This window comes from Marinobacter sp. UBA3607 (assembly GCF_002375525.1).
GTDB lineage: Bacteria > Pseudomonadota > Gammaproteobacteria > Pseudomonadales > Oleiphilaceae > Marinobacter > Marinobacter vinifirmus.
In genome coordinates this window covers 14,350-38,521 of record NZ_DFLY01000032.1, presented here as the reverse complement: position 1 = coordinate 38,521, position 24,172 = coordinate 14,350, and the positions used below count along the sequence as shown (strand labels likewise).

Below are 24,172 nucleotides of genomic sequence, written 5' to 3'. Positions count from 1 at the left end.
TAAAAGGAATTAGGTGTGAAATGGCAACATCGGTTGATATTGTCCTCAAGGAAGAATCCGGAATTCACAGGGTAAGCGAGCCGCTCTCTGTAGGGATTCCTTTTGCCAAAGGCCAGTACCCGGCAGGAACAACGTTCCGGGTAAATGATGCCAACGGCAACAGCGTGCCTGCAGCTTTCAAATCGCTATGCCATTGGCCGGACGGCAGTGTTCGCTGGGTGCTTGCCGAGTTTCTTTACAGCCTGCCCCCCCGCCAGATCGAGACCCTGACAGTCTACGAACAGCCCTCACCCAAAGCATCCGCCACGGGCATTACGCAGACATCGCGCGGATGGGCTATTGAAACTGAGGCTGGTGATTTGCTGCTTCATAAGGGCCAGCCGGCCTGGGAGTTTTTCGGGGCAACTTCACCGATAAGAACCGAGGCAAAGCTCACCTCCAAAGACGGGCTACCGTGCCACCCGGCTACTAATGGCGACTGGGAAATACAGCACCAGAACCCCGTCTATGCTGAAGCCTCGCTTAGCGGCCACTGGATTACAGCAGACGAAGCACGCCTTGCAGATTTCAATTGCCGACTGCGCATCTATCTCCAGACTGGACTCACGAACATTGAAATGCAGATCCATAACCCGAAGCGGGCCAGGCACCCCGGTGGCCTATGGGACTTGGGTGACGAGGGCTCTGTGTATTTTCGTAGCCTGGAGCTGATTACCGAAACCGGGTGCTTACAAGAAGCCAGCATTCAGCCCGACTCCTTGAACGCTTCCGAGTCTGCATTTTTTTTGCGAGATTTCGAGCTTTATCAGGAGTCATCTGGTGGCGAAAACTGGAATAGTCTCAACCACATTGACAGTAATGGTGACCAGACAACCCTATATCGTGGATATCAACTAACTTCTGAGAACGCCCTGGAACAGGCAGGAGATCGCTCAAACCCTCTTGTATCAATAACGAGTGACAGACAATCAATTCAGCTGGCCGTGCCAACCTTCTGGCAAAACTTCCCCAGCAGCATTGGGTACCAAAAAGGGAAAATTATTGTCGGCCTTTTCCCTGCACGGTCCGACAACCAAAGCTACGAACTCCAGGGTGGCGAACGAAAAACTCTTCGCCACCTGATGGCCTATGGAAATATCGGCGACCTCACATGGGCTTACGCCCCACTCTGCCCGCGCCTGGCCCCTGAGGTTTACGAGTCAACCGGTGCATTCCCCTGGTTCAAAGCCAATGCAGACAAAGATGCGCTCGATACCCTGATCCAGGAAGGGCTGGACGGCCCTTCCAACTTCTTCCAGAAACGGGAAGTGATTGATGAGTACGGCTGGCGCAACTTCGGTGACATTTTCGCGGACCATGAAACCCTGTACCAGCCGCCTGGCGAAGCGCCACTGATCTCCCACTACAACAACCAGTACGATGCCATCTATGGCTTCGCCCGCCAGTTCGCGCTCACCGGAGACCGGCGGTGGTTCGAACTCATGGATGACCTGGCAAAGCACGTAACGGATATTGATATCTACCATACAAATGAAGACCGGGCCGAGTATAACAACGGGCTGTTTTGGCATACGGACCACTATCTGCCAGCGCATACATCGACACATCGGACTTTTTCGCGGCATAACGATACAAGCAGCACTCCTGGGCAGACAGGAGGTGGACCGGCTGCGGAGCATTGCTACACCACTGGGTTGATGTACCACTACCTGATGACGGGGCAGCCGGATTCACGCACTGCCGTATTGGACCTGACCCAATGGATGGTGAACTTGCACGACGGCAGCCGGGGACTGCTTGCCCAGTTACTGGCAGTCAAGAAGCAGGAAGTGCCCAAAATGAAAGCCCTGGTTCGGGGTGAACAGCCCAATACCCACCGCTATCCATTTACCCGCGGCACCGGAAATTACCTGACCGCGCTGGTGGATGCGGCCATTCTGGAACCCGACAACGGCTGGCTGGAAAAGGCCGGGCAAGTCATACGGGACACAATCCATCCGGGCGATGACATCATGGCTCGCAACCTACTGGACGTGGAGATCGGCTGGTCCTACCTGATTCTCCTATCTGCTATTGCCCGATTCCTTTGGCTCAAACGGCAGTATCAGCAGATTGATGAGAACTACCTGTACACTCACGAGGCCTTCCTGAAGTACGCCACCTGGATACAGGCAAACGAGCGCCCGTTCCTGCAGGAGCGGGAGCAACTGGAGTATGCCAACGACACCTGGGTCGCGCAGGATATCCGCAAAGCAATGCTACTGTTTAACGCTGCCGAGCTGACTCAAGGCATCGAAGCGGAAGGCTATCGCAAGACAGCACGAACCTGGCTGGAACAAGCCTGCCGGACGCTGGATAACAGCCCCGAGAAGAATTTCTCGCGAATATTGATCATCCTGGCCCAGAACTACGGCCCCCAGCATTCAGAATACGAAGATCCAACAGAGCACGTTACAGCATCCAGCGCCGGCGACCACTTTGCAGGCCGACCGCTATTGACCTGGGGGCAACTTGCTGCCCGGATTATCCAGCGTATCGGCCTGGGCATCACCCAGTTTCGGCCCGCCAGAGAAAGGGCTTGGCTGGACGCAAGGATGAACCGATGATGGCTCTGCGATCAACCATAAAACGCACCATCAAGAACCTCTTTCTGGTGCTGGTGCTCCCCTTGTTCTGCGTGTACTGGCTTCTCAGTTGGGGCGGACGAAGTGACGGCACTTTTCAGTCTTTCTCACAGTTTCTGAGCCTGTTCCCCGGGAAAACCGGAAGCTACATTCGGGCTGCCTTTTACAGGCTTGCTTGCGCAGACACTTCGGATGACATTTCGGTCGGCTTTCTCACTATTTTCTCCCACCGCAACACCACGATCCGACGCGGGGTGTACATCGGCCCACAGTGCAACATTGGAATGTGCGAAATTGGTGAAGACACGCTGCTTGGTAGCGGTGTTCACATCCTCAGCGGGAATAAACAGCACCGGTTTAGTGATCCCGACACCCCAATACAAGAACAAGGCGGCGCGTTCCAGAAGGTTCGGATCGGAAGGGACTGCTGGCTAGGAAATAACGCAACCGTATTGACTGATCTTGCGGACAAGACGTTGATTGCAGCGGGTAGCGTAGTGACCCGCCCATCAGCCTGCGGAGATATTTTCGCGGGGAACCCAGCAAAACCTCTGAAAAACAGGTTTAACTTGCAAACTCCTCAGACACCGGTGACTAGCAATGACCAGTAGAGCTGAAGCCCTTTATTTTGCATCTCCCGTGTGGCTCCAGAACGTTCTGGTATCAGCAATGGGCTACAAACTTTACCGGAGACGATACACGGGGATGTATCACGAGCTGAGAGAGCTGGTCCGGGAATCGCGAGAGTGGTCTGAAGCGAAAAAAGCAGATTACCAAAGCGAGCGCCTGCACGAGATGGTGAAACATTGCAGGCAAAACATTCCCTATTATCAGAAATTGTTTTCTGAATACGGAATTCATGAAAACCATATCACTTCACTGAAGGATCTTCAGAAGATCCCCACTCTCGACAAACAAACCGTCCAGCAAAGAGCCGCCGAGTTCCGGGATCCGAGGCAAAAGCCCTACATGATTCAGCACACCAGCGGGAGCACCGGTACGCCATTGGCACTTCAGGTTAACGAAACAACATACAAACTAGCAATGGCGCTATTAGTAGATCACGAGGAATATCACGGGGTAAATTTTGGGGCTCCTCGGGCAACATTCGCCGGTAGAATGATTCAGCGGCCAGATAGTATGAAACCACCATTCTATCGCTTCAACCGTGCCGAAAATCAAAGGATTTACTCTAGTTACCACCTAAATAATAAAACTTTTTCGGACTATAAAAGAGATCTCGAAGTATTTTCACCAGAAGAAATAATAGGTTACCCATCTGCAATATCAGAGATTGCTAGCCATTATTTAAGAGCCGGTATAAAACCAACCTTTAAACCAAAGGCGATCGTCACTAACTCTGAAACCTTAATCGACTGGCAACGCGAAAAAATCGAAACTGCGTTTGACTCAACCGTATTTGACTACTATGGCACTGCAGAGTATGTAATATTCGCCGGTCAGGATAAAACAGGCCAATATCAGGTTAACCCAATAATAGGGTTAGCTGAAAAAAATTTGCCAAGATCATCGGCCGACTCATCGGAAATAATTTCAACAACTCTTACTAATACGACGATGCCATTGCTTAGGTATGAGACCAATGACTTAATAATATCTGAAAATAATAAAAACGTTAGAGATCAGTTTATAAATAGATTCGCTTCAGTTTTAGGGCGCATTGATGACTACATCGAAACCCATGACCAACGCAGAATTGGAAGACTGGATCACATATTAAAAGGAATCTCTAACGTCGTCGAGGCCCAATTGGAACAGCTGCCAACATTCGATCTAGTTGTGCACATCGTTCCCACAGAAAACTATCAGGAATATCAAGAAGATGAAATCAGAGAAAATCTAAAGCAAAGAATTGGAACTGGTCTAAGAATAGACTTCGCCTACACAGACCGCATACCGAGAAGCAAAAATGGAAAGTTCAAATCCGTAATCTCGAGAAGGTCGAACCTGAATGACTAAAAGAATCTCTGTAGTCATACCCTGCCTGAATGAACAGGCCAACCTTGCTAGATGCATAGAATCTATAGAAAACCAAGACTATCCAAGAAAATACTACGAAATAATAGTAGTTGATAACGGTTCCACGGACAATTCCTTGGATATTGCGCAGACCCATGCAGACCGAACAGTCATTGCACCTAACACCACTAAAGTGGGAGGAGCAAGAAATATCGGCGCAAAAGAATCAGAAGCAGCCATACTAGTGTTTATAGATTCAGACTGCACAATAGACAGAGGCTGGTTATCCAGGGCGGATATCGCAATACAACAAGACGAAGATAAAATTTTTGGTGGGGCAGCACTACTTCCGCCAAATGCTAACTGGATTGAACGTCACTGGCTCCTCACAAAGGGCAAACTTCCAGCCCTACCTAAAGAGCTAATTGGCTGTTCAATTATTATCAAAAAATCTCACTTTATCGAACTATCCGGATTCAATGACGAAATGGCTTCCGGTGAGGATTCGGATCTATCCTATCGCGCAAGGTCACTCGGGCTATCGGTCGAAATACGAAGTCAATTCAGTGTAACGCACTGGGGCAACGCAAAAACAGTAAAGGATTTTATTCGCCGACAGATTTGGCACTCTTCGTACTACAAAACCCTGGGGTTCAAGAGCTTCGCTGACCCAGTTTTCATTTTAATTTTAATTTGGATAATGTCGTTCTTGACTGCCCTCATATCCTTAACTCTCCACGAAACCAGACTTTTTCTGACGTCAACAACAATGGTAGTTACAATACCTGCCATCTTTACTATAAAAAGGTTTCTGAGAGCTAAACGACCACCAAAAACACCAAAGGAAGCACTAATCTGTTACAGCTTGGATGTTTTATATATTATCGGGCGCTCTCGCAACGTAGCAACTTCCTTACTCAACAAAAAAAATATTCGGAGTACAATCTAACATGTGCGGAATATACGGAATACTTTGCAATGGCTCAGTCGTTCCAAGCAAGCAAGCCTTGATAACCGGAGCGAAACTGATATCACATCGCGGGCCAGACCATACAGGATTTTTTCTAGATAAAGGTATAGGACTCGCACACACAAGACTTTCTATAATTGATGTAAACAACAGAAGCAATCAGCCCTTTTCTGATAAAACTGGTCGATACATAATCGTTTACAACGGCGAAATATACAACTACTTAGAGTTAAAAGAAAATCTAATCTCGCATGGAGTGGAGTTCCAAACGGACAGTGACACAGAAGTTCTATTGTACTTCATGATAATATTCGGTGAGAAACACCTTGAAAAGCTTAGCGGCATGTTCGCCTTTTGCTTCTATGACATGAAAACAAAAACCGCAATACTTGCTAGGGACCGCCACGGAATAAAACCACTCTACTACTCTAACTCCCCAGAAGAATTAATGTTTAGCTCCGAGCAAATGCCAGTAGTTGAAACAAGATTGTCGAATCCTGATCTCGCCACCTGTTCTGCATACTTATTTGGTTTTGGAGGAACTCACTTTCAGGATACTTTCTTTGATAACATAAAGATACTCCCCCCAGGCCACTACATAAAACACAAAAACGGCCTCTGTCACCAGATAATTCGATATTTTAGCATCACCTCTTACTGGGAGAATGAATACAATCAGGAATTAATCATAACACCAAAATCAGAGCTAATAGATAAATATGATGAACTACTTAATCAAAGTATAAAAAGTCATATGATCTCAGATGTTCCAGTAGGCGCACTCTGCAGCGGAGGCGTAGACTCCTCACTCATAATAAGTATCGCATCCAGATATACCAGTGACTTAAGACTTTTCCACTCCGATGTTGTCGGGCGTCAGAGTGAAAGACAAGCCGCGGAAGAGCTTTCCAAGAGTTTAACTCTTGACCTTGAAGTAGTTGAAGTAACCGATGAGGATTTCATTAAATTCATACCCGATGTAACAAGACACTATAGTCAACCTTTCTCTTACCACCCAAATTGCATACCATTTATTCGGGTTACTGACTTGGTGAAGAAAAATAATATAAAGGTCATTTTAACTGGTGAGGCTGCAGACGAATGCTTCTTAGGGTATTCTCATATTCCAACAGAGGACTATATCCAAGCTCTCCATAAATTCTTTGAGCTGATTTCCAGGCTATCAAGAAAAAGCACTATTTTAAGCAAGGTTTTCTTCAATACCAAAAAAATAGATCCCTCTTCTGGAATTAACTTACTTACACGTTACGAAAATATACAAGAAATACTCGAGATCCGATCAGAACTTGACAAAATTAGCAGCTACTCCATAAGTGAAAGAGATAAAAAAACGTTCTATTATTTAACCTACCATCTTAGAACTCTTTTACACCGAAATGATATGCTTGGTATGGCATCAGGGATAGAAGCTCGCTTCCCATTCCTGGACCCTGCATGCGTTAGATTTGCTTGCAACTTACCTTATCACCATAAAATTAAACCATCGCTGCAAGCTGCAAAAGAATCGAAACACCCATTTCTTATGTCCAAATGGATACTGAGAGAAGTTGCAAAGCGTTATATCCCAAAACACTTAAGCTACAGACCGAAACGCGGGTTTCCAACCGATGCTTTTGAAAGAATGCGTATAAACCCCGAACTTTTTAAAGACTCCTTTATTTCTGAGATTTTTGGCTTGGATAATGCAAAAGTTCGGATTCTTTCTGAAAATTCAAGCCGATCGTTCCTTACGCGATTAATGCTTTTGGAAGCGTGGGGGCAACTTTTTTTCTTGAAAGAAAGCAACGACAATATCAGAAACAAGCTCTTAAAAAACCTTAGTGTTGAACGTTAGCCCCCTTAAGCCTATTAATATACTTCAACATTATCAGGTGGGGAAGGCAGTACACTTGTAGCTCCACCCAGATCAAACGGGATGGTATCATAGACTTTAAAGTCATCAATTGCATACCATTCTTCGTGTCTTAATTCGTTCGGGTACTTATTAAAATAGTCATTTCCGCCAATTCCAATCGCACTCCACTTTACCATATTTAAACCATCCCGAACCCAAGGTATTGACTCATTAACAAAGATTCTTTCGTCATCGATCCATTGCATGAGAACCCCATCCGTGGCACCGGGGCTGCTGTTCATTCTCACGTAGAAGGCAACTTTAGTCCAATGCCGCTCATTCCCAAAAACCTGATCAATGTGAGAAACATCCCCGGAGATAGTTCCGCCCTTTAGCCTATCCAGAAGTACGGGGTCACGGCCATCTTCAGCCATTTCCTTGATATGATCGTAATAGCTATAACTTAGTGATAGATCTCCGTTACCGGTCAAACCATAAGGCATCCCGGGAGCATCCCCATTGGCTAGATCAGCCCCTCTCACTATGAAAGATAATTTATTTCGCATTCCATAAGTCGTTCCTCCCGAAACTCCCCATAAAAAATCGGGAGTTGTCGCCTCCGAGAAATACTTGAACGGATCTTCTCGATCACCGTTGAACGCATAAATCCGGAAAATCTTTGAGGTGCCCAATCCGTGATTGTAGTATGTCTTTATCATCTCATCGGAGAAGGTGATCCAAAATTCCGCATAATACTCGTCCCGCTCGGGCAGATACCTTAGCATCAGGTTCTCAGAGTTCCATCTATTCCAGCCTGGGTCATAGGAATCCCTCCATCCAACCATAGACTTGCCTTGCCGGCCTCTTGCCTTATCGGCGTTTGACTCCAGAATTTCCAGAGATTCATGTCTATCAGGATGACCTTTTGACGGGGCCCACGTGGGGTCTACGCGTAAAGCAGACCAACCCTCCGGAATAATGTCTCCCCTCGAAGGTAGCCTGCTGCTAGGACTGTCCTGATGCATACCTCCAGTCCAATCTGCTTGCGCATCAAAACTTTCCTCGAATACGAGCTCTGCCCCTAATGCCGGAGCCCCTGAAAGCATAGCTCCAGATAAAAACAGAACCGAAAAATAAAGGTAGTTCGAAGTCATAGTCACATCCTATTTTATAGCTTTGATTTAGTTTTGAGGCTGCATCCCTTTTCCCAATCACAACTCATCACCTCAACTTAGCAGAGCACATCCAACAACCTATTTGTAAACTTTTGTATCAAGCATAGCACCACCTTCCAACTTCCGCACAGCCGTTGATAGATCTATTTTTCCGCACAGTTTCTGCTACTAGCCTGTACAGTTATCAGCCAGATTATGGTAACGTTTTGTAACAGGAAGCCAACAATCATAACTCTCCAAGGAAGGCCATCGGCATGAGAGTTCTCACCGTTTTCGGCACACGCCCGGAGGCCATTAAAATGGCACCTCTGGCGCTACGCCTAAAGGCAGACTCAAGGTTCGAGTCCAGGGTCTGCGTTACCGCACAGCATCGCCACATGCTGGACCAGGTACTCGCCCTTTTTGATCTGGAGCCCGACTTCGATCTGAACGTTATGAAACCCGGACAATCCCTAGCTGCGCTTACGGGAAGAGTTCTTTCCGGTGTTGAGGAGGTTTTGCAATCCTTCAAGCCGGATCTCGTACTGGTTCATGGCGATACATCTACAACCTTTGCGGCGAGTCTGGCAGCGTATTATCAGCAGATACCGGTAGCGCATATCGAGGCGGGGTTGCGGACGGGCGACATCTATTCGCCGTGGCCGGAGGAAGGCAATCGTAAGCTCACGGGGGCGCTTACCCAGTTACATTTTGCACCCACGAACACGGCCAGGGATAACTTGCTCAGAGAAGGCATCCCGGAGTCGCACATTTACGTTACCGGCAATACCGTAATTGATGCCCTGCTCTCTACGCGGGAGAAAATTCACGGTAGTGCTGCTCTGCGATCCGAGTTCGAGGAACAATTCAGTTTTCTTGACCCCGGCAAACGGCTGATTCTGGTCACCGGGCACCGCCGGGAAAGCTTTGGCTCCGGTTTTGAGCGCATCTGTCATGCTCTCAACTCAATCGTAGAAACCCATCCCGACACCGAGATTGTTTATCCCGTACACCTGAATCCGCAGGTTCAGGAGCCCGTTCTTCGGCTTCTTGCCGATCGGCCGCGCATCCACCTGATTCAACCACAAGACTACCTTCCTTTCGTCTACCTGATGGACCGCGCCTATTTACTGTTAACGGACTCTGGCGGAATTCAGGAAGAAGCACCCTCTCTGGGCAAACCGGTTCTGGTTATGCGAGACACCACTGAACGGCCTGAAGCTATCGCAGCAGGTACCGTCCGATTGGTGGGTACCGATGTGGAGCGGATTGTTGAGGAGGTTAGCCTGTTACTAACGGACTCAGAGAACTATCAGCGGATGAGTAAAGCCCACAACCCCTACGGTGATGGGCAGGCCTGTTCTCGCATTGTCGATTTTCTCGGTGATTATTTCGTCGACGGTCTTCCCGGCGACAGTCAGCACAAAGGAGTCGTGCTATGAGTATGAGTCGAATCGTGGTTATGGGGCTCGGATATGTCGGCCTGCCGACCGCAGCGGTATTTGCCTCCAGACGGCTTCAGGTTCTTGGTGTAGACGTCAATGAAAAAGCGGTCAATACAATCAATCAGGGTAAGATCCACATTGTTGAACCCTCCCTGGACATTGTGGTGCGCGCGACGGTTACTGAAGGCTACCTGAAGGCCTCTAACGAGCCTGTTGCTTCCGATGCTTTCCTGATTGCGGTCCCCACGCCGTTCAAAGAAGGAAAGGTGCCCGATCTAAGCTATGTCGAATGCGCCACCCGGGCGCTGGCCAAGGTCCTGGAGGCCGGCAACCTTGTGGTGCTCGAATCCACTTCGCCAGTTGGCACTACCGAAAAGGTCTGCGAATGGCTGGCACAGGAGCGCCCCGACCTAACCTTCCCCCACACCCATGGCGAGAACTCTGATATCCGGGTTGCCCACTGTCCCGAGCGGGTTCTTCCCGGTCAGGTTATTCGGGAACTGGTGGAGAACGATCGCGTTATCGGAGGCATCACGCCAAAGTGCGCTGAAGAGGCCGTAACTCTCTATAAGCAAGTTGTGCAAGGCCAATGCGTTGTCACCAACGCACGTACGGCCGAGATGGCGAAGCTGACCGAGAACAGTTTCCGGGACGTAAACATCGCCTTTGCTAACGAGCTTTCGGTGATCTGTGACAAGTTAGATATCAACGTCTGGGAAATGATCAAGCTTGCCAACCGCCATCCCAGAGTCAATATCCTCCAGCCTGGTGCCGGTGTTGGCGGCCACTGCATTGCCGTTGACCCCTGGTTTATTGTTGATAGCGCACCTGAACAGGCAAGGCTGATCCGCACCGCACGAGCAATCAACGACGGCAAGCCGCACTGGGTTCTCACCAAGGTTGAGCAGGCGATCAAGGAACTCGAGGCAGAAAAACAGGGAATCCAGCGAAGTGATATCAAGGTTGCCTGCCTTGGTGTTGCCTTTAAGCCAGACATCGACGATCTGCGGGAGAGCCCCGCTTTACGCATAACGCAGGATATCGCCCGTTTAGGGTGCCAGGTTCTTGTAGTAGAACCGAACGTTCAAGAGCTTCCGCCTTCGCTTCAGGCGCCGAACATTCACCATGCGACCATGCTTCAGGTTCTTCAAACTGCGAATGTTACCTGCGCCTTGGTTAAACATGCGTCGTTTATGGAGGTTCGCAGCCTGCTACAGGAGCTGGACGGACTGATCGATGTTGTGGGGCTCACCCACAGCTAAAGGGATATTTCAGGGATAAGGATAGATACCCATGGCATCAGCAACCCCTACGAGGACGCAATCCGGCGATCTCGGTGGCCGTCGAGTGCTTTTTATTGCCTACTTTTTTCCTCCGACTATCAGTACCGGAGTACCGGGCAGCATGCGTACGGTGAAGTTTCTTCGATACCTTCACAACGGGGAGTGCCATGTATTAACGGGGCCGGCGGAGACACGGGAACAGGACAACGCCCTTGCCCATCTGAGCCTCCCTGTAAATGGCGAGGTTATACACAGGGTGGCTCCATGGGATATCTTCAAAAAGCTTCTGGGCATGAGACAGGCGCTTAAAGGATTGGCTCGACGGGAGCCTGCTTCCAGCAACCATAGTGAAAGTTTGGCGCAGTCCACGCAAACCTCCGTTTTCAAAGCCACCGCCGAAGACACCGATACCCGCAGTCATTTTCAGCGCCTGAAAGATTTCATCTACGATCTCTGCTACTTCCCTGATCAGGCCGGGCCATGGATTTTTCCCGCAGCTCGGGCCGGAAAAAAGCTTGTTCGGGACAGGAACATTGACGTGATCTTCGCAACCGGCTCGCCATGGTCAGGCCTGATAACCGGATACATGATCAGCAAGGCAACCGGCAAGCCTCTCATTGTCGACTTTCGGGACCCCTGGATGGATAACCCTTTCCACCAGTCCAAGGGGCGTTTTCTGGATGGCTGGGCCGGCAAACTTGAACGTAAGGTTGTAGAGCATGCAGCAGCGGTTTCTCTGAATACCGAACCTCTACGTAAAGCCTTCCTCGCCCGTTACCCCGAAATGAATCCGGAACGGTTCTTCGTAATGCCCAACGGGTACGACCTGTCCGATTTCAACCTTGCGGGCTCGCCGGCTCCCCCAGATAAAGAAAGACCGTATGTGGATCTATATCACGCCGGCTTTTTGTACGGCGTGCGCGATCCAGCACCACTACTTGACGCTATCCGCCTGCTCAATCAGAAAGTTACCGAAGAGGGACAGCAGGAAAAGCAATTCCGCTTTACACAGATAGGTGAAGTGCAACTCGCCTACGACATAAAGAAACGCTACAAAGACCTGCTTGAAAGCGGAGCGTTGAAGCTCGAGCCTGCAAGGCCTTACAAGGAGTGCCTCGCGGAGCTGGCAACCGCAGATGCGGTGGTTAACATTCAACCGTTCACAGAGAGCCAGGTTCCATCAAAGCTTTATGACTACCTTGCACTGAACAAACCAATGATCAGCATAACTCCGGACAACGGCGCGTTGAGTGTACTGGTCAGACAGAAGGAGCTCGGGCTCTGCGCTGATCCCTCCCGCCCGGACGAGGTGGTCTCTGTGCTGCGCGAACTCAGGCAGCAACATCGTGCAGAGTTTACCGGATACGCTAACCGGCACGAATTTGATGTTGCAGATATTGCAGCGGGTCTTGCACTAAAAATAAAGAAGCTCAGCCAACGCTGAGCTTCTTTAAGGTGTGAGGCTTTTACTCTACTGAACGACTCACGATCTCGGAATTAGGGCTCCAAAGCCCAGAGTTATCTCTCACCCGCACGGCAAAATACCAGGTTCCTGCTTTAAGCCCCTCAAACGTGTACTCGGTCTCCACAGGCCCTACTTCCACTCGCTCGGTCAAGTTAGTTTCAGATTGGCCATACAGGATTTCGTAGGCCTCAATCTCTGATAGTGAAATCGAACTACCATCCAGCCGTGTACCAGGCGCAGTCCAGCTCAAAGTAACAGTGGTTGTAGATGTTGGAGGAGCTTGCTCGACAGGAGGCTGCTCGGGTGCAGGACTGCTACCCACGGTGCCACCAGACCACTCGTCGTCTGGCTCGAGTGTTCTTGGATCCAGCTGTTCGTTGTAGGCTTGCTGCACTGTCACATTACTGCTGTTCAGCACCTTGGTTGAGTTTTGTTCGTACGGGTTGAGACCAAACCTCAATGCCCAGCTATCCGGAATACCATCCCCACTGGAGTCCTCAGAGACAGGGGCATCTAATGCCGTGGTTAGCAGCACAGATGATTCCGGAAGTCGCTGGCCGGTTTCGCTATCTTGAATTTCCAGGAAAATCCGGGCGCCGCCATAACCCTCTGAGTATTCGATGATTAAAGGTACTGGTTCTCCCGCTTCTACGGATCTCGAGGCTGTGTAATAGTTGGATGTGCTTCCACCACTCCAGCGGTCCATAATCCGCTCTCCACCCAGATAGATTCTGACGCCGTCATCCCGACGCGCCCGGAACGTATAGCTCCGCGCCCCCTCACTATGAGGCGGCTGGAAATAACCTACCCAGCGAACGCTAAAGACATCGTTAGGGATTCCCTCGCCTGGCGACCCACTACCCCAGTCGAACTCAACCTTGTCATCCAGGCGAGCGAAGAAGAACTGATCAAGGTCTCGTCCCGAAAAATACTGACCGACCATACCCGGAACCAATTCCGCTTCTTTCACAGGCACATCCTGGGCATCGGTAAAATCGGTTCCAGCGTTATATTCATCCAGATTGGAAACGCCATCTCCATCCAGGTCTCCGCGGGCATCTCCCGGGTTAAGCGGGTCCAAACCGTAGGCAAACTCCACACCATCAGGTATGCCGTCGCCGTCTGTGTCCGGGCTTCCAGGGTTCGCACCAAAGCGGAACTCATCTGTTGCTGTCAGGAAATCATTGTCCCGGTCAGATGTGGCGTCTGCAGAATCAGAGGCGCTCAGGCCATGAAACTCTTCCCAATTGTCATAGAGGCCGTCCTGATCATCATCAAGTGGCGGATAGGAAGGATTGAAAGCCAAGCCCTGTCCACCATCGAAGTAACCTACCCGATAGCCCAGCGAAAATCCCTCTTTCGATAGCTCGTCTCCTGGATAGATAGCGCTGCTTTCTCCGTAGGAATACAGGTAATCACCTGCAACTATCGATTGCGTGATCCCCGGGCCCTCCCAGGCAACCGAGAAATGGTCCCCGCCATAGCCCTCCCGGTAAATCACCTCAAAGTAATAACGCTTACCGGCTTCCAGGTTGAATATCGGAGAGGCTTGGGAGCTGTATTTGTCGAACTGGTTGCGAGAACTGTAGCGCGGCACGCTGGCAACGACCTGGGCATCTGCTGAACTGGCGGTCGTGCTGAAAATAAACTGCGCTTCGTCATCCGCACTGATAAAGAAACGGTAAGTGCCGCTACTTGGCGGAACAATAAACCCACGAACAAAGCCCCCATACTGATCTGCACGGTTATCAAGCACCTCCAGGCGGGCCAGCTCTGAAACCTCATCCGGGTTATCAGGGAACCGCCCCAAGGCCGTAAGCTCGTCTATCGACGAAGCCGTCACGTTATCAAAATACCGTAACTCTACCTTTCCTTGCTCGCTTGTTGGCGGTAGGGAGGCGGTGGGTGGCAGTGAATCGATGTCACGTACTGACCAGGACTGGCACCCTCCCAACAGGCCAAAGGCCAGACAGGCCGACAGCTTCATTCCATTTGCCATAGCAGACTCCATAGGTTTCAGTGCGTAACATTACGTGAAGTATTGTATCTACACTCAAAAGCTGCCACTCAGGCCATGTACCGATTGGTGATAACACGCTGATCAGACGTGCAAGATTCGTATAACACGAACCAGCTCTGCTCGCAGGGGATGTTTCAAAACAAAAATCAGTCCGAGCCAGACCGGCGGCAATACGCTCGCAACGACTAACAGACCTGCCACCATGCCGAGCCCCTGCGCAAGTATGGCCTCATAACAGCCCCAGGCAGCCAGCCCGCACAAAACCATGATGAGGGCATTCTGGCCCCAGGCCCGAACCATAAGCGCCGGGTTCAGATCAAGATACCGCCAAAGCACCCAACTGGTCACCACAAGGTCGATAGCACCCGCTCCGGCGAACCCTGCCGCTACGGCCTTCAGGCCAAGCGGGAATAAAAGCAGGATCGCCAGAAAATGTGCGAGGAACACAACCGCCTCTTTTATCACCATGACCTTTTCAAAGCCGCGGGCCATCAACAAGTCACTAGAGAACCAATGCACCATCCGGAAGATTGCCCACCAGGCAATCAGCGAAGCATAAGGCGCAGCCTGAAGCCACTGATCACCGAAAAAGAGATAGATCGCTGGAAGGCTAACCACACTTGCCACAGCCAGAACCGGCCAGATCAACCCGCCAAGCATCACGCTGGCCTGCAGATAAGCCTGATTAATATCACCCCCGCTGCGCTTTACGTCTGACAGATAAGGCAGCACCACAGGCTTTACGCCCATGATGAGGGTCTGAGAGACAAATTCGATGAATCCGAGCCCCCGGGAGAATAGGCCGACCTGAAGCGGTGTGCCCAGCTTACCAATGATCATATCCGGCACAGTCACCACACCTTTCCGTAAAAAACCCGCTAACGAGGTGTAGATCCCGAAGCGGGCAATAGTCCCCACACGCTGGAAAGAGGGCCCCCAGGGCATACCCGCCGGCCTGTAATAAATCAAAACCAGCAGTTCGACCAAAACAGCAAGTGTGTACCCCCAAGCCAGGGCGTAATAGCTGAACCCGGCCAGAATCAGGCTGATGGTAATCAGCACATTAGCCAGTGTGGTGTAGAGCTTGACTACAAACAGCTCCTTAAACCGGAAGGACCTCATCAACACGGACGTTGGTATGCTGATGAATGGAGCAACAAAGAAGCTCACCGAGAGTATCCGGAAAATAATCGATAAGGGCTCCAGCTCATAGAACCCTGCCACCCACGGCGCCGCCAGCCAGATCAGCAGACCCAGTCCCCAGGAAATCAGTACCGTGAGCCCGGTGGCTGAACGGATTTTCTCTTCTGTCAGCTCCTGCTCCCGAACCAGATAGGCTCCTGCTCCGAGCAAACGAAACTCACTCATGACCATCACGATAGCGCTGGCAATCGCAAAAGTTCCGATTTCCTCCGGAGACAGCAGCCGGGCAATCACCATCGTCGAAGCAAGTCCAATAAACTGTATGCTATACCTAGTTGCAGATGAGTACAGAACAGCGCGCCGGATACTGCTGGACATAAACCTTTACCTTCAGGAGAGCAGCTGGTGATAAATGCGCAGATAGCTATTAACCATAGCCTCAGCCGAAAACCGGCTTTGAAATCGGTCTCTGGCAGCTTCTGAAATTTTCTCTCGCAATGTGGTTTGCTGCTGGAGCCTTACCATCTCTTTCGCAAACGCCGCCGTGTCGCTATCCGGTGCAATTAATCCGGATAGCTCATGCTCCACAACTTCGACATTTCCACCGACGGCAGTCACAACAGCAGGCAGCCCCAAGCTCATGGCCTCCAGAAGTGTCATCGAAGTGCCTTCCGTATGAGAGGACAGTAAAAATGCATCCATAAGCGCAAGGTGCTGGGCCGGCTCCGTAATAAAGCCGGTGAAGAGAACCTTTTCCGAAACGCCCAGACTCTCAGCCTGGTCTTCGAGTCTCTGCCTTTCAGGCCCGTCGCCAACCATAAGCAAATAACTTTCCGGGTAATCTTTCAGGCAGTGGGCGAAGCTTTCCAGCATCATTACCTGATTCTTAACCGGGTCGAGTCGGGAAACAGTACCGTAGACAAAGCTGTCTGCCGGAATCCCCAATTCACTCCTTAGCTCGGTAATGCGCGCTGGATCCGCCTTCAACGGCTGAATGCCGTTATAGACCACCTGGATTTTGCTTTTGGGCATGAACTCATATTTTGCCAGGGCATCCCGGGTTGCACTGGAGATGGCCACAACTGCCGGAGTCAGAATTGCCAGAAGAGGGTTGATCAAGGCGGCCTTATAACGGTACCTGTCCGGGTAAAATCGTCCGTGTTCGGTGAACACCACTTTTGCGCCTGTCCCCACCGCTGCCAACCGCCCATACAGGAACGGAGTGTATTGATGGCAATGAACAATACTCACATCCCGTGCCCGGATAAGGTCTCGCAGGGCCCGTATGAGTTTCCGGTCAAATCCAGGGGCACGGGAGACCCGGTGCACGGGAATACCGTCCTCCCGCACCTGCTCCCCGATTGCGCCAACCTGCCCATCGATACAGACTATCTCGTGTTCGACCTCCTGCCCCCGGCTACCCAGAACCAGTTGCCTTATAACCTGCTCAGTGCCCCCTATTCCCATGTTAAACGTAACGTGAAGGACTTTCGGTTGGGGGGCGTTGTGTTTGGGGGACCCCATCAAAGCAGCCCTCCTCCCGCTTGGTCTTTCTGGTAACTCTGCCACCAGAGTTCAAAGGCCAGTAAAGACCAAAGCTCCTGGGTTACGTTGTCCCTGCCGGACTGATGTAGCTCCCACAGGCGGCGGATTCCAGCGGGATCAAACAAATTCGACAGCCCACTGTCCGGTGCCAGAAGCAACGATTCAGCCATTTCCCGGAGCTCGCACCGTAACCACTGGGCCAGGGGCACAGAAAATCCCATTTTCTTTCTGTACAGCACATCTTGAGGCAGCATGCCTGAGAACGCTTTTTTAAGAATGTGCTTCTTGTCTTTGCCATGAAGCTTTAATCGCGAAGGGATATTGGCTGCGAATTCGACCACGCGGTAATCCAGTAACGGCGCTCTGGTTTCCAGGGAGTTTGCCATACTCATCCGATCGACCTTCACCAGAATATCCCCCGGCAGGTAGGTTTTGATGTCGGTGTACAGGATTCGCGATAGGTGGTCTTCGGCCTTAGCCTGCCGGTAATGGTGCCGGGTGATCTCACCGGGGTCATAGTCTTTGGTTTCTCTCGCCAGCTCACCGCTTACCAGTGAATTCCAGATTTCCGGCCGAAAGAAGCAGTTTGAGGTATAGAACGCCTGGTCTGGCTCTGTCGCCAGGGTTCCCAGCAAGGAGTTCGCTTTCTTAGCCGGTGTATTATCCATCTGGCCGAGCATTCTTGCCAACAACGGAAACAGCGAACGCCGTATCCCACCGGGCACCAAACTGCGAATCTGGTTTTCAATCTGGTCAGTGCGGTATTTGCTGTAGCCGGCAAAATTCTCATCACCGCCGTCCCCGGCCAGAGCCACGGTCACTTTCTGCCGTGCCAGTTGAGACACAAAATACGTGGGTACAAACGAAGGATCTGCAAAGGGTTCGTCAAAGTATCTGGAAATCTTGCCCAGTGATCCGGCAACGTTTTCCTTAACGGTAAATTCGTGATGATCCGTCCCAAACTGGTTCGCAACTTTCTGCGCCCACACCACCTCATCAAAGTGCCTGGAGTCAAACCCGATGGAACACGTGGTCACCGGCCTTTGACTGTGGCCGGCCATCAAGCCAACAACCGCACTGGAATCAACGCCACCACTGAGAAATGCACCAAGTGGAACATCACTAACCATGCGCAACCGGACCGCATCGTCAATCAAGGCATACAGCTCTTCCGCCAGCGAATCCGCGCTTCGCGATGACGGGTTATCGAACGCCAGATCCCAGTACTGGGCCTGCTGGACCTTTACACCATCGGTTTCCAGCCAATGGCCCGGGGGCAATTTGTAGATATTGCGGTAGATGGTTTTAGGGTCTGGAACATACTGGTAGGCAAAGAAATCCTTGATCGCATCGTGCCGCAGTTCCGTGTTCAAGAAGGGCAGGGGCAACAAGGCTTTGATCTCGGAGGCGAAGGCGAAATGGCCAGCGTTGTGATAGAAGTAAAGCGGCTTTTTACCCAGGCGATCCCTTGCAAGAAACAGGCTGCTGGCAGTCTTGTCCCAGACAGCGATCGCAAACATCCCGTTCAGCTGACCCAGACATTCCGGCCCCATAGTTTCATAAAGTGTCAGCAAGACTTCGGTGTCGGTTCCTGTGCGAAAAACATGGCCTTCGCGACACAGGTGTTCCCTCAATTCCTGAAAGTTGTAAATCTCGCCGTTAAATACAATCACATACCGGCCAGAGGCAGACACCATAGGCTGGTTTCCGGCCTCAGACAGATCAATGATGCTGAGCCGGCGGTGAACAAGCCCGACTTCATCATCAGTCCAGATAGCCCCGGCATCTGGCCCGCGGTGCCTGATGCTTTCGCCCATGCGCGCAAGCCAATCTTTATGGGCAGCTCTGTCGGGTGTAGAAGGCGTTCTTAGAAAACCGGCCAAACCACACATTCTCAGCCTGCCCTCCTGACCGATACTGCCTCTCCGACAGGCCCGTTCAGCAGATTGGAAAACAAAGTTTCATACTCCTGAGCCATGCGAGCGGCGGAGTAACGCTCTTTAACCATCTCACGGGCATTCCGGGTAAGTGATTCGGCTAATTCCTTGTCGCTCAACACTCGGCTGCAACACTCGACCAGTGACTCACGATCTCCCAGGGGAGCGAGTAACCCGGTTTTTTCATGCTCAACCAGCTGATCAACCCCGGGAATATCATAGGCAATCACGGGAATTCCCATAGCCATGGCTTCCATCATGCAGCGGGGAATGCCCTCCAGGGAGGAGGTCATCACGAAAAGGTCAAAACGGGAAAGCAGGTTCAGGCGATCACTGCGAAAGCCTAGAAATTCAACGGCGCTCTCACTCGCCATCTTACTGGCCTGAGCCTCCAGCTCTGCCCTTTGGGCGCCATCGCCCAGCAACTGGAGGCGCAGGCGATTATCTGTCTGGTACAGAGCATCAAACACCGCAAGCAGATCAGGAATTCCCTTGCGGGGAATCATCTGGCCGATAAAGCCAATGGTCCGGTGCGCAGACTCATTGGCTCCCGGACGCCCTGCCTCACCGGCTCTGAACACATCAATCTCGGTCAGATCAACACCATTGCGAATAAAACGGGTTCTGGCGGCAGGCACACCAAACCGTGCCATATCCTGAACCAGCTCTTCCGAAAGCGGCACCACCTGGTCAAAATACCGCAGCATAAAAGTTCCAACCTTTATAAAAGCACTCAGCTTGAACCCCACCTTCCCGGAAAACCCGTGCGGTGTGCTGACGCACTGTATTCCGGTGCGGCGGGCGGCAATCAGGCCGAGGATGTCCGATTTATAACCATGGGTGTGGATGATGTGGATGTTCCTTTCACGAATCACCCGGCATAGCTCTTTAATCACCCTCGCATCGAACCGGCCGTTCATATCCAGGTAGTGAACTTTCTGTCCCTCACTCGTCGGGTACAGGTCGGCCACTGTAAGATCCTGGTCTGCGCTCTCACGGGTGACGGCCAGGTCGCAGTTCACGGCAGTTGTATCAATGTTGTTGGCCAGTGCCAGTACCCAGCGTTCTGCACCGTAGAAGCCGGCAGGGGTTATGAACTGTAAAACGTTAATCCGTGTCATGTGGGCATTTCCGTTGCGTTGGGTGATGGCCGCTTTCCAAGCCTTCTGTGGGCCAGGTGCTCCTGAAATTGCAGGTAGTAGACATTGCCCGCAGCCGCTACGAACAGAATCATCCACCACAGAATTTCAGACCGGAAACGGTCTATAAACGAGGCAGACACCATGTAGGAAAGCAATGCGACTTCCAGGGCGACTACCCGAAAATACTCATCCGTTCGCCCTTCACTGATCAGTCGTTTCTTGGCTTGCCGGTTTACCTTTAAAAGCGACATCAGCAAGAAGAAAAACAAAATCGGACCCGGCCACCCGAGTTCGGACAACAACTGGAACCAGGACGAATGAACCGCCCGTTTCTCTTCCTTACCCCGCACCTCCGGAGGAATGTAAGCTGCGCTGATTTCCTGATAACCCATGATGCCAAGCCCCGCCGGGTGCTCTTTCATCATGGTAAAAGTGGCCCACCAGAACTCCATGCGGCCGGCGCCACTGGATTTGTCTTCGAGGTCTTGCATAGTATTCATGCGGCCCCAGAACTGGTCGTCGGTAAGATAGAGCGCGCCGGAGAGGCCACCAACTACGATGAGAATTGCCATCGCCCGCTGGCCCTTTTTCTGGAAACGGGAAAACAGCATATACAGCAGGTAAATCCCCACGCCCGTGGCTGCCCCCAAAAACGCCCCCCGGCTATTGATCAGAACCAGCCCATTGGCGATCAGGCCGCCACAAAGTACGCACAGCACTCGGGTTTTGAAGTTACCCATCCAGGCCAGGTACATCAGGATGACCGCTGCAGGCACCAGGGTGATAGCGGCATCATTAGCATCGGTACCATCGGCCATACCGATGCCCTCTACCCTGTCTCCGGCGTTTCGGCCAGTGACAGTCGCCAGGTACCCCAGATAGGTAGCACCGGCGATGTAACCCCACATCACGGCGTGCAGTGCTCTTTCCGAGTGAATGAGTTTGTAGGCAACCGCAATAATGATGACCGTTTTGGTGAAGTCGAAGGTGAACTTGTCATGGGCTACCGGGTTGATGGCGTGCAGGTACATGAAGTAATACATCCCGAGAATCAGGATGATCCACTTCGTAGCGGGCTGGGCCAGCCAGGGGCTTTTCGCTGCCTGCTCCCGGTGGCGGGTTACCAGTACAAAAATCATCAAGACAACCGCAATCAAGGAGTACCTGAGACCCGGAATCGACGCCGACCACCACCGATCATCCGGATTCAGAAAATAAACCAGCTGATACAACACGAACGCTGCCGTGCCGCTATACATCAACGCAGCCACAATCCCGCCAAAGAACACCAACAAAAACAGCAGCGCAAACTTGGACATCAACTCTGCTCCCGGCCGTTAACCGGCCTGGCACTGCTCCAGGTAACCTGGGTTTCTCCCTGCATGGCTTTCACAATCCCTCGGACCGCATAGAGATTGACCATCACGAAGTAATAAGGTGTAGAGATCCAGGCCGGCATTGCATTCTTGTCTTTGGCGATGTGGCCGGCACAAGCCAGAATCATCAGCACGGCCGCGCCCAGGGTGATGAGCTGAAAGAGCCTGAAACCCGCCAGCGCCAGCAGCACGCTACCGGCTGTTCCGGTTAGCAAGAACAGCGGTATCAGCCAGCGCAGCAGTTTGTGGGAGATAACCTCCCAGGCAAACACCCCTGCCCTGAACGGATTCATGGTGGACGTCACCCGCATCAGGCCGCGAATGCTGCGATTAACAATGCGTTCTTTACGGGCGATTTCCTTGTCGAATTCACCGGCGGTCTCTTCAAAGCACCGGGCTTGGGCATCAAACACGCCCCGGTAACCCTTGGCTATTATCTGCAGCGGGTTCACAAAGTCGTTGATGTCTTTTGGTTGCAGTGGCTCCCACAGGCGGGTGCGAATGGCATAGATGGCACCATCTCCGCCGACCACCGAGTGCAGGCGAGACTCCATCTGCTTAATCGCCATTTCATAGCGCCAGTACAAATTCTCGTTTCTGGCGCTGGCTCCTGCGTCGCCGTCTGTGTAGAGCGCCGCTCCGACGGCGTAACCCACGTCCAGGTCAGCAAAGTTGCGTGCCAGTTTGGTGATGGCATCGGCGGCGTACATAGCATTGGCGTCGCTGAATACCACCAGGTCGGTGTCCACGCTTTCCATGGCCTGGTTCAGGCCCATGGTTTTACCAAGCCGGCCCTCCTGGCGGATCAGCCGCACGCCCTGCCCCTGATGTTCGCGAACGATGTCATCGGTGCCGTCATCGGAGCCATCAGACACCACCAGAATGGTCAGCTTATTGCGTGGGTAATCCAGCGCCAGTGCGTTATCGAGCTTGGCGCGGATAACCGGCGCTTCGTTGTAACACGATATAATCAGGCTCACGGTCGGTGTGATGTCGCCAATCCGGTGGGTCCGCACCGGGTAGCCCCGGGTGAAAAACCAGAGCATGGCCGGGTATCCGGCATACACATAGACCGGCACCAGCAGGCTCACAACCGTGATCACCAACACTATCGACATCATAGGCTGATATGTTTCCTTAACTTCGGGCCCAGCCGGTTGGCCAGCTGCAGTGGCATCATCCGCCAGCAGGTTTCAATCCAGCTTCGAAGTTTCTTTACCAGCAGCCCCGGTTCAGTAGCCGGGGACTCAAGCACCGAACCATCCGGTTGCCATTTTTGCCAGTCCAGCGCCACAGGCTCTGCACCCCACTGTTTTTTGAAGCGATAGGTGCCTTCGCCGAAAGAGGACCGGCCGAAATCGAACTGTCTGCACCCGGAATCAGTCACGTAACTCAGCAGCGTCCAGTACAACAGCATGTTCGGAGCCAGGTGGTTGTATTCCGCCAGGGTGGAGGCCCATGGGATGCAGGCTGCCTTGCCCTGCACCAGCACGATGCCGGCACCCACCACCTCATTTTCAAGACGAACAATGCCCACCAGCAGGCGGTCGTCGTAGGAAGTTTTCAGGGCATCAAACCACTCCCTGCTGTGAACCGGCGAGCCAAGGCGCCGCATGTTGGCGGCGAACACCGAGTAGAAGGCGTCGATTCCGGAGGCACCGGTAACCACTTCGGCTGTCAGGCCATTTTTTTCCGCTTTGCGAATCTGGCTACGCAGTTTCGGTTTATAGCTGGCGAACAGCCGTTCGGAAGACTCCGGCAAAGAAGCGACCATGCTGACTTTGCGATTGCTTTTCCGCTGCTCCAGTTCGGCGATATCCTCTTCGCTGAGTGCCGGCCCTCTACGCCGGACTTCCAGGGTGCTTGCACCCAACTCGGAGAGCAGGGTTCGGACACCGGTTTTCAGGGCCGATTCGCCTTCAATGGTCTCGTACAGCGGGCCGGCCAGATCACTGAACGGCAAAGACACCAGGGAGCCACCGCCAATACGGCGTAACTGGCAAACCGGTAATACCGCAACCAGACGGTGCCCGCGCCATGCGGTGATTACCCAGCATGGGTGGCCGTATGCCTGCTCCACCGCGTCCAGCCAGGCAATATTGTGATAGGCCGTCGCATGTGGATGGGAAGCCACAAAATTCTGGTAGGCGCTTCGGTCCACATCCACGCAACGCTCCACTTTCACATCAGCGGGTAGCGTCTGTTTATGCCCTGTGACATCAGCCATCGCCAT

At 51.9% G+C, this 24,172-nt stretch carries 17 protein-coding genes; 8 read left to right on the top strand and 9 right to left on the bottom strand.

Annotated elements, in window-relative coordinates; all coding sequences use genetic code 11:
- The first annotated feature begins 20 nt into the window (after positions 1 to 20).
- Genes B2589_RS11815 through asnB (B2589_RS11795) form a run of 5 tightly spaced genes read left to right on the top strand, consistent with a single transcriptional unit; the run spans position 21 to position 7,429 of the window.
- Positions 21 to 2,606 (top strand): hypothetical protein, encoded by a 2,586-nt coding sequence (locus tag B2589_RS11815; RefSeq protein WP_286816701.1) that lies wholly within the window; start codon positions 21 to 23, stop codon positions 2,604 to 2,606.
- Entirely contained in the window at positions 2,603 to 3,235 is a 633-nt protein-coding gene (locus B2589_RS11810) for an acyltransferase (RefSeq protein WP_286816700.1), read from the top strand. The genes B2589_RS11815 and B2589_RS11810 overlap by 4 nt, the downstream gene beginning before the upstream one ends.
- A complete protein-coding gene (locus B2589_RS11805) occupies positions 3,225 to 4,604 on the top strand; it encodes a hypothetical protein (protein ID WP_286816699.1) in 1,380 nt (459 codons plus the stop codon). Before B2589_RS11810 ends, B2589_RS11805 begins: the two co-directional genes overlap by 11 nt.
- Positions 4,597 to 5,553, top strand: coding sequence for a glycosyltransferase (locus B2589_RS11800; protein ID WP_286816698.1), 957 nt, complete (start codon positions 4,597 to 4,599; stop codon positions 5,551 to 5,553). The genes B2589_RS11805 and B2589_RS11800 overlap by 8 nt, the downstream gene beginning before the upstream one ends.
- Position 5,554: 1 nt before the next feature.
- Complete coding sequence (gene asnB, locus B2589_RS11795; RefSeq protein ID WP_286816697.1) at positions 5,555 to 7,429, top strand: asparagine synthase (glutamine-hydrolyzing); 1,875 nt, start codon at positions 5,555 to 5,557, stop codon at positions 7,427 to 7,429.
- A gap of 14 nt (positions 7,430 to 7,443) precedes the next feature.
- Here asnB (B2589_RS11795) and B2589_RS11790 read toward each other — a convergent pair whose 3' ends face one another.
- Complete coding sequence (locus B2589_RS11790) at positions 7,444 to 8,583, bottom strand: hypothetical protein (protein WP_286816696.1); 1,140 nt, start codon at positions 8,581 to 8,583, stop codon at positions 7,444 to 7,446.
- A gap of 269 nt (positions 8,584 to 8,852) precedes the next feature.
- Between B2589_RS11790 and wecB the strand changes: the two genes are divergently transcribed.
- Genes wecB through B2589_RS11775 form a run of 3 tightly spaced genes read left to right on the top strand, consistent with a single transcriptional unit; the run spans position 8,853 to position 12,755 of the window.
- Positions 8,853 to 10,025: a non-hydrolyzing UDP-N-acetylglucosamine 2-epimerase gene (gene wecB, locus B2589_RS11785; protein ID WP_286816877.1), complete on the top strand. Its 1,173-nt coding sequence runs from the start codon at positions 8,853 to 8,855 to the stop codon at positions 10,023 to 10,025.
- Complete coding sequence (gene wecC / locus B2589_RS11780; protein WP_286816695.1) at positions 10,022 to 11,290, top strand: UDP-N-acetyl-D-mannosamine dehydrogenase; 1,269 nt, start codon at positions 10,022 to 10,024, stop codon at positions 11,288 to 11,290. The genes wecB and wecC overlap by 4 nt, the downstream gene beginning before the upstream one ends.
- 31 nt (positions 11,291 to 11,321) lie before the next feature.
- Positions 11,322 to 12,755: a glycosyltransferase gene (locus B2589_RS11775; protein ID WP_286816694.1), complete on the top strand. Its 1,434-nt coding sequence runs from the start codon at positions 11,322 to 11,324 to the stop codon at positions 12,753 to 12,755.
- Positions 12,756 to 12,777: 22 nt separating this feature from the next.
- On the opposite strand, the gene B2589_RS11770 is transcribed toward B2589_RS11775, so the two are convergent.
- The 8 genes from B2589_RS11770 to B2589_RS11735 all read right to left on the bottom strand — a co-directional run bounded on the left by B2589_RS11770 (position 12,778) and on the right by B2589_RS11735 (position 24,166).
- Positions 12,778 to 14,775 (bottom strand): PA14 domain-containing protein, encoded by a 1,998-nt coding sequence (locus B2589_RS11770; protein WP_286816693.1) that lies wholly within the window; start codon positions 14,773 to 14,775, stop codon positions 12,778 to 12,780.
- A gap of 102 nt (positions 14,776 to 14,877) precedes the next feature.
- A complete protein-coding gene (locus B2589_RS11765; RefSeq protein ID WP_286816692.1) occupies positions 14,878 to 16,317 on the bottom strand; it encodes an oligosaccharide flippase family protein in 1,440 nt (479 codons plus the stop codon).
- Positions 16,318 to 16,329: 12 nt separating this feature from the next.
- Complete coding sequence (locus B2589_RS11760) at positions 16,330 to 17,406, bottom strand: glycosyltransferase (protein WP_286816876.1); 1,077 nt, start codon at positions 17,404 to 17,406, stop codon at positions 16,330 to 16,332.
- Positions 17,407 to 17,462: 56 nt separating this feature from the next.
- Positions 17,463 to 19,376, bottom strand: coding sequence for an asparagine synthase (glutamine-hydrolyzing) (asnB, locus tag B2589_RS11755; protein ID WP_286816691.1), 1,914 nt, complete (start codon positions 19,374 to 19,376; stop codon positions 17,463 to 17,465).
- Positions 19,377 to 19,378: 2 nt separating this feature from the next.
- Entirely contained in the window at positions 19,379 to 20,542 is a 1,164-nt protein-coding gene (locus B2589_RS11750) for a glycosyltransferase family 4 protein (RefSeq protein WP_286816875.1), read from the bottom strand.
- A complete protein-coding gene (locus B2589_RS11745) occupies positions 20,539 to 21,882 on the bottom strand; it encodes an O-antigen ligase family protein (RefSeq protein WP_286816690.1) in 1,344 nt (447 codons plus the stop codon). Before B2589_RS11745 ends, B2589_RS11750 begins: the two co-directional genes overlap by 4 nt.
- Entirely contained in the window at positions 21,882 to 23,060 is a 1,179-nt protein-coding gene (locus B2589_RS11740) for a glycosyltransferase family 2 protein (RefSeq protein WP_286816689.1), read from the bottom strand. Before B2589_RS11740 ends, B2589_RS11745 begins: the two co-directional genes overlap by 1 nt.
- A complete protein-coding gene (locus B2589_RS11735) occupies positions 23,057 to 24,166 on the bottom strand; it encodes a FemAB family XrtA/PEP-CTERM system-associated protein (protein ID WP_286816688.1) in 1,110 nt (369 codons plus the stop codon). Before B2589_RS11735 ends, B2589_RS11740 begins: the two co-directional genes overlap by 4 nt.
- Between the last annotated feature and the right edge of the window lie 6 nt (positions 24,167 to 24,172).

What these genes read in the sequence shown, in the direction of transcription:
- B2589_RS11740 (WP_286816689.1), bottom strand. Translation starts at nt 23,060, where the DNA reads ATGATGTCGATAGTGTTGGTGATCACGGTTGTGAGCCTGCTGGTGCCG.
- B2589_RS11800 (WP_286816698.1), top strand. Translation starts at nt 4,597, where the DNA reads ATGACTAAAAGAATCTCTGTAGTCATACCCTGCCTGAATGAACAGGCC.
- B2589_RS11765 (WP_286816692.1), bottom strand. Translation starts at nt 16,317, where the DNA reads ATGTCCAGCAGTATCCGGCGCGCTGTTCTGTACTCATCTGCAACTAGG.
- B2589_RS11770 (WP_286816693.1), bottom strand. Translation starts at nt 14,775, where the DNA reads ATGGCAAATGGAATGAAGCTGTCGGCCTGTCTGGCCTTTGGCCTGTTG.
- B2589_RS11775 (WP_286816694.1), top strand. Translation starts at nt 11,322, where the DNA reads ATGGCATCAGCAACCCCTACGAGGACGCAATCCGGCGATCTCGGTGGC.
- B2589_RS11790 (WP_286816696.1), bottom strand. Translation starts at nt 8,583, where the DNA reads ATGACTTCGAACTACCTTTATTTTTCGGTTCTGTTTTTATCTGGAGCT.
- asnB (WP_286816697.1), top strand. Translation starts at nt 5,555, where the DNA reads ATGTGCGGAATATACGGAATACTTTGCAATGGCTCAGTCGTTCCAAGC.
- B2589_RS11810 (WP_286816700.1), top strand. Translation starts at nt 2,603, where the DNA reads ATGATGGCTCTGCGATCAACCATAAAACGCACCATCAAGAACCTCTTT.
- B2589_RS11745 (WP_286816690.1), bottom strand. Translation starts at nt 21,882, where the DNA reads ATGTCCAAGTTTGCGCTGCTGTTTTTGTTGGTGTTCTTTGGCGGGATT.
- B2589_RS11735 (WP_286816688.1), bottom strand. Translation starts at nt 24,166, where the DNA reads ATGGCTGATGTCACAGGGCATAAACAGACGCTACCCGCTGATGTGAAA.
- B2589_RS11760 (WP_286816876.1), bottom strand. Translation starts at nt 17,406, where the DNA reads ATGGGAATAGGGGGCACTGAGCAGGTTATAAGGCAACTGGTTCTGGGT.
- B2589_RS11750 (WP_286816875.1), bottom strand. Translation starts at nt 20,542, where the DNA reads ATGACACGGATTAACGTTTTACAGTTCATAACCCCTGCCGGCTTCTAC.
- B2589_RS11815 (WP_286816701.1), top strand. Translation starts at nt 21, where the DNA reads ATGGCAACATCGGTTGATATTGTCCTCAAGGAAGAATCCGGAATTCAC.
- wecC (WP_286816695.1), top strand. Translation starts at nt 10,022, where the DNA reads ATGAGTATGAGTCGAATCGTGGTTATGGGGCTCGGATATGTCGGCCTG.
- asnB (WP_286816691.1), bottom strand. Translation starts at nt 19,376, where the DNA reads ATGTGTGGTTTGGCCGGTTTTCTAAGAACGCCTTCTACACCCGACAGA.
- B2589_RS11805 (WP_286816699.1), top strand. Translation starts at nt 3,225, where the DNA reads ATGACCAGTAGAGCTGAAGCCCTTTATTTTGCATCTCCCGTGTGGCTC.